The organism is uncultured Candidatus Puniceispirillum sp. (genome assembly GCF_963979125.1).
Taxonomy (GTDB): Bacteria; Pseudomonadota; Alphaproteobacteria; order Puniceispirillales; family Puniceispirillaceae; genus Puniceispirillum.
In genome coordinates this window covers 1-5,453 of sequence record NZ_CAXBVX010000119.1, presented here as the reverse complement: position 1 = coordinate 5,453, position 5,453 = coordinate 1, and the positions used below count along the sequence as shown (strand labels likewise).

General features: G+C 47.3%; 6 protein-coding genes. 4 read left to right on the top strand and 2 right to left on the bottom strand.

Annotation, left to right across the window (positions count from 1 at the left end; genetic code table 11):
- The 3 genes from ABNT28_RS09820 to ABNT28_RS09810 form a co-directional block, all read left to right on the top strand.
- On the top strand, positions 1-1,198 hold a 1,198-nt coding region (locus ABNT28_RS09820; protein WP_348721492.1), incomplete at its 5' end, for an RNB domain-containing ribonuclease.
- 81 nt (positions 1,199-1,279) lie between these two features.
- On the top strand, positions 1,280-1,447 hold the full coding sequence (gene rpmG / locus ABNT28_RS09815; RefSeq protein ID WP_013045491.1) for a 50S ribosomal protein L33: 168 nt from the start codon (positions 1,280-1,282) through the stop codon (positions 1,445-1,447).
- A 21-nt stretch (positions 1,448-1,468) separates the two neighbouring features.
- Positions 1,469-2,356: an ROK family protein gene (locus ABNT28_RS09810; RefSeq protein WP_348721491.1), complete on the top strand. Its 888-nt coding sequence runs from the start codon at positions 1,469-1,471 to the stop codon at positions 2,354-2,356.
- Positions 2,357-2,372: 16 nt separating this feature from the next.
- Here the strand turns inward: ABNT28_RS09810 and ABNT28_RS09805 are convergent, their stop codons facing one another.
- On the bottom strand, positions 2,373-3,134 hold the full coding sequence (locus tag ABNT28_RS09805) for a cell envelope integrity EipB family protein (RefSeq protein WP_332923859.1): 762 nt from the start codon (positions 3,132-3,134) through the stop codon (positions 2,373-2,375).
- Positions 3,135-3,281: 147 nt separating this feature from the next.
- Here ABNT28_RS09805 and rnd point away from each other — a divergent pair, with 147 nt between their 5' ends.
- Complete coding sequence (gene rnd, locus ABNT28_RS09800; RefSeq protein WP_348721490.1) at positions 3,282-4,511, top strand: ribonuclease D; 1,230 nt, start codon at positions 3,282-3,284, stop codon at positions 4,509-4,511.
- A gap of 2 nt (positions 4,512-4,513) precedes the next feature.
- Here rnd and ABNT28_RS09795 read toward each other — a convergent pair whose 3' ends face one another.
- Positions 4,514-5,296: an SDR family oxidoreductase gene (locus tag ABNT28_RS09795; RefSeq protein WP_332923857.1), complete on the bottom strand. Its 783-nt coding sequence runs from the start codon at positions 5,294-5,296 to the stop codon at positions 4,514-4,516.
- Positions 5,297-5,453: the final 157 nt, after the last annotated feature.

Sequence of the window (5,453 nt, the reverse complement as noted above, 5' to 3'; positions counted from 1 at the left end):
CCATTCAATCCAGCGCGCCCTTATCAAATCACATGCCCGTCTAACCTATGACACGGTGCAGGCCATCTATGATGGCGCACTTGATGAAGCTGATGCCGATGTGCCACATGGCACCTTGCATGCGTTATTCGGAGCGTGGCATGCATTGAACATTGACCGAACAGCGCGCGAACCTCTTGCTCTTGATCTGCAAGAACGCCGCGTCGAATTTGACGATCAAAATGTTGCTGTTGGTATTGCGCTTCGCAAACAAAGCGCGTCGCAACGTCTAATTGAAGATTTTATGATCGCCGCCAATGTTGCCGCGGCTGACACGCTTATCGCGGCCAGACGCCCTTGTGTATTTCGCGTGCATGATGCTCCCGATCCCAAAAAGGCTGATAGTCTGCATAAATTGGCAGATGCCATTGGTGGCAAATTCGCCCGTGGGCAAGTTCTACAACCACATCATTTCAATAAATTGCTGGCACATGTCAAAGACTCAGCTGATGAATTGATGGTCAACGAAGCGGTGCTGCGAAGCCAGTCCAAAGCTGTCTATGATATTAATAATATTGGACATTTTGGCTTGTCTCTCCAGAATTATGCGCATTTTACATCACCCATTCGCCGCTATGCTGATCTGTTGGTGCATCGTGCCCTTGTCGATCACGGCGCAAAAGGCAAGAAAGCCCCCATTGACGGGCTTTTAGATATGCCGCTTGAAATAATGAGTGAAATCTGCACGCATATTTCTGAAACTGAAGCCAATGCTGCAAATGCCGAACGCCGCAGTATTGATCGGTTTGCGGCGGCTTTTTTTGAGAAACGCATCAGTGAAACGCTAGAAGCTGTTATTGTTGCTATCACCGGATTTGGAGCTTTTTTACGCCTTGATGATGGCAAGGCAGACGGGTTTCTGCCGCTAAAAAATCTGCCTGACGATTATTATGATCTGGACGCATCAGGGCAATTTCTGGAAGGCCGACATACAGGCTGGACATTTGGCATAGGCACTGAACTGAATGTTCAAATTGCCGAGGTCAATGCGGTTTCTGGTGGTATCCTTCTGCGTTGGATCAGTGGTGGATTAACTGACAAGCGCCCGAAACGGGGTAACCATTCGGCACATAAACAAGGCGACAAACGTTCATCACCCAAAGCAGGTAAACGTTCAGGTCAGAGGAAAAACAAATCCTCCCACCGAAAAAGCCGATGATCTGACTTGACATTGGCAGCATAATCACGCATTTTCCGGCAAGTTTTACGGCGTTAGGCGCCCCTATCCGGAGTTAGTGACATGGCAAAGCCAGCTACCCTTCAAATTAAGCTCGTTAGTACAGCCGATACAGGCTATTTTTACGTGACCAAAAAGAACCCACGTACAAAGCCAGAAAAGCTGGAGCTGAAAAAATTTGATCCACGTGCTCGCAAGCATGTTCTGTTTCGTGAAGCAAAAATCAAGTAACTGTCAATTGCTGGATTCAGCATGCGTCTTGGTTTAGACATTGGATCGCGTATCATAAGCGCCGCCATTTTATCAGATGGCGGTGAATTTTTATGCCTAAAACAAGCCAGTACGCCTGCCGATAGCTATCTGAATACCCTCAGCACCATCAGCAAACTGATTGCCGATATAACAGCAGAAATACCATATGATGATGTAATCGGCGTGGCTGTGCCCGGCTTTGTGCACGAGGGCGTGGCACAAAACAGTTTTCTGGACTCGTTAAACGATAAACATCTGCAAGCAGACCTTCAGGCGTCTTTAGGACGGCATGTGGTGCTGGCCAACAGCGGTGCGTGTTTTACCTTATGGGAAGCCCGTCATGGCCGTGCCAAAGACGTTGATTGCGTTTTTGGCATGCTTATTGATGATAGCAGCTGGGGTGGGTTGGTAATCGATAATAAATTGATACGCGGACGTCATGACATTGCCGCGAACTGGAGCCATATCCCGCTGCCATGGCCAGTACCTCATGAATTAGACGGACATGAATGCTGGTGTGGGCGCGCTGCTTGTCTTGACAGCTTTGTTTCGGCGCGCGGCATGGAAGACGATTATTTCCAGATTACCAATACCCAGCTATCAGCGACAGCTATCGCAACGGCTGCTGATGCCATAGACATAGTCGCCGAAAGCGCATTGCAGGTTTTAGAGGATCGTATTGGCCGAGCAACCGCTTTGATTATCAATATGGTTGATCCGGATGTGATTGTGCTTGGCGGCGCTGTAGGGCGCTTTGAACGCCTATTAACAACGGTTCCACGTAAATGGCCCGGTTATATTCATGGTGCCAAGTTCAAAACGCAGCTTGTACAGTCAGCAACAGGGGATAATGCAGTCGTCGCAGGGGCAGCGCTTCTAAATAGCTAGCTGTCAGCAGTCAGGCTTAATTACAAACTGGCAAGCCAACTTTTTCGACATTCAATAAATTTGCCTTGATGCTGAATTCGCCATAATCAATCTCATAATCTCGAACGACACCATTTGGTTGCAGAGAAAAATTGATTTCATAGGATGGTTCAGATTCTGTCGCCAATGGTTTGAAATAGGCGACATGAACAGGCCAGAAACCTTCCTTGGCAAAATCACCAAAGGCCTTTGGCGCTTCGCTTATGCGCCACCCTCCAATAACTGTATTTGTTGTCATCAAAGCATCTTCAGGTTCAGCACCCGTAAACAGGCTGGCCGCTATCATACGCGTGCCTGAATGGGCTGACTCGATAATTTCTTCAACATGCTGCATCGGAAAATAGGTATCGTCTGGCAAATTTACAGTTTCATCTAATTCAGTATTAAAAAAGGCGTTTCCACCATTTGCTGTCATTTGCGCAAAACCGCTATATTGCTTACTGCCATCAAAAGTGCTTTTTTCGTCAATATCAAAGCTGTATTTGTCACCACTATCAGCTTCCCATGACTCGAAATGCGACAGAATACGTTGAACGTTACCCCCAGCACTGCCAAACTCGATGACATAATCTTCAACCGAGCGCCAACCATCACAATCGCGTTCAAGCGAATAGGCTGATCGACCTGACACACTAAGAACTGACGAGTTTTTATCCATCTCGCCAATCGTCATTTCATAAAATGCGCGATGCGCAACGACTGCGCCAGCCATAACAGGCTGGGCACTGGTGAAAAACATCACCCCAGATACGCATGCGACGTATCCGATACTGATATATTGCGATTTCATAATACAGATTTATGAACACTGACTGATGTTTTCAATAGGTTTGGCTTTGCCATGCTGATTTTTTCCCTTATACAAACGATTGAGGATCGAGGTAAAATGAACAAACAAGACAAAAAACATCCACACTCAACCCGAAATGAGCCGGATAATTCAGCCCCACCCGAGCAACTGCCAGCCGACGCTCTGATCTCTACAAATGACGACTTGATTCGCGTGATGGACGGGTTTCGTGGCAAACCTTTTCTGGCCATTGATACCGAGTTCATGCGCGAACGCACCTATTACCCCCAGCTTTGCCTGATACAAGTTGGCGATGGTGAAAAGGCAGTGGCTATTGACCCTCTGGCAAAAAACATTGATCTGGAACCTTTATGGAACCTTATGCGCGATGAAAGCATCATCAAGGTGTTCCATGCTGGTAATCAGGATATGGAGATTTTTTTACATGAGATGGGATCCTTGCCAAGTCCTGTTTACGACACTCAGATAGCAGGTCTTGTATGCGGGCATGGTGATCAGATTGGCTATGACAGTCTGGTAAAATCGATTCTGGGAAAGGATGTTGATAAAACATCACGCTTTACAGACTGGTCAAAACGCCCACTTACCGATAGGCAAATTTCCTATGCGCTTGATGATGTGATTTTTCTAGCGCAGATATATCCGATCATGCTGGAAAAAATTGCTGCCGAAAACCGGACGAGCTGGCTTGATGAAGAATTCGCAAAATTCTGCGATCCTGCCACTTATATCACCAAGCCTGAAGACGCTTGGAAACGCATTAAAATACGTCATTTAAAACCACGTGCATTATTGCGGTTGATGCGGCTGGCTGCATGGCGTGAAACTGAGTCCCAGAACCGTAACGTGCCGCGTAATCGTGTGGTGCGCGACGAAACCCTTATTGATCTTGCAGGAACAGCGCCCAAGACAACTGCTGAATTCAGCAAAATAAGAAACTTTCCTGGTGGCACCGATGGCAAATTTACAAAGCCAGTACTCAAAATTTTGCAAGATGTTGAAGCCGTTTCGGATAGTGCGTTACCCTCCACCCCTTCGCGGGGCAAACCTGTTAAAGCACCCCAAGCTGTTATGGAGCTGCTTCGTGTGTTACTGAAATATTCAACCGATCACTTTAACATCGCGCCGCGACTTATTGCGTCGGGTGACGATCTGGAATTGCTTGCCATCGATGACAATGCGCCCATAAGAGCACTGCAAGGCTGGCGCCGCGAGGTGTTTGGCGACACCGCCTTGAAACTGAAATCTGGCAAAATCGGTTTGGCCGTTAAAAACGGCAAAATCAAAGTGATTGATCTTAGCTAACTTTAGAGCGTGCTATTAAATTTACCACCATCGATCAGAATATTTTGGCCTGTTAGAAAACCTGAATGCGCGCTACACATCCATGCACAAGCAAAACCAAATTCCTCTACCTCACCAAGCCTTTTGGCAGGTGTAGCCTGTTCAAGGATATGGCGCATATCATCCGTTGAACGACCTTCATTTTTGGCTGAATTAGCGATCAATGACTCTATTCGGTCTGTATTGAACTGACCGGGCAACAAGCCGTTGATGGTAACATTATGTTCAGCAACCTGACGGGACAGGCCAGCACAGAACCCGGTCAAGGCAGCCCGCGCACCATTTGATAGACCCAGCGCCGGAATTGGTGACTTAACTGAACCTGACGTGATATTCACAATGCGGCCAAATTTACGTTCGATCATCGGATCAATCACAGCCTGAATAAGCGAAAACGCCGCCAGCATGTTGGCATCAAGCGCTGTGATCCATGTCTCACGCGTCCAATCGCGAAAATCGCCCGGAGGTGGGCCACCTGCGTTATTGATCAGAATATCGACATCACCAGTTGCATCAAGTAATGCGGCGCGGCCTTCGTCTGTGGTCACATCGCAAACCACTTCCGTTACCTTTACATTATGCTTGTCACGTATAACTTTAGCCGCATCACGAAGCACATCACCACCTCGAGCACACATAGTCACATTGACGCCCGCACCCGCCAACGCGTCAGCACAACCAAAGCCAAGCCCCTTACTTGACGCACAAACAATGGCGTTTCTATTCGCAATTCCAAAATCAAGCATACTGTCCACCTTGTTAAATGTTTTTGTAATCTACGTCGAAAGCAATATTTAAAACCCTATTTCCAATTGTTTATGCAAAACGTCTCGCGCCAAATTAACTGACAAGCCCTTTTTGCTGGCGAGTACCCGAAGATAACGCCTATAGATGCAGAAACTG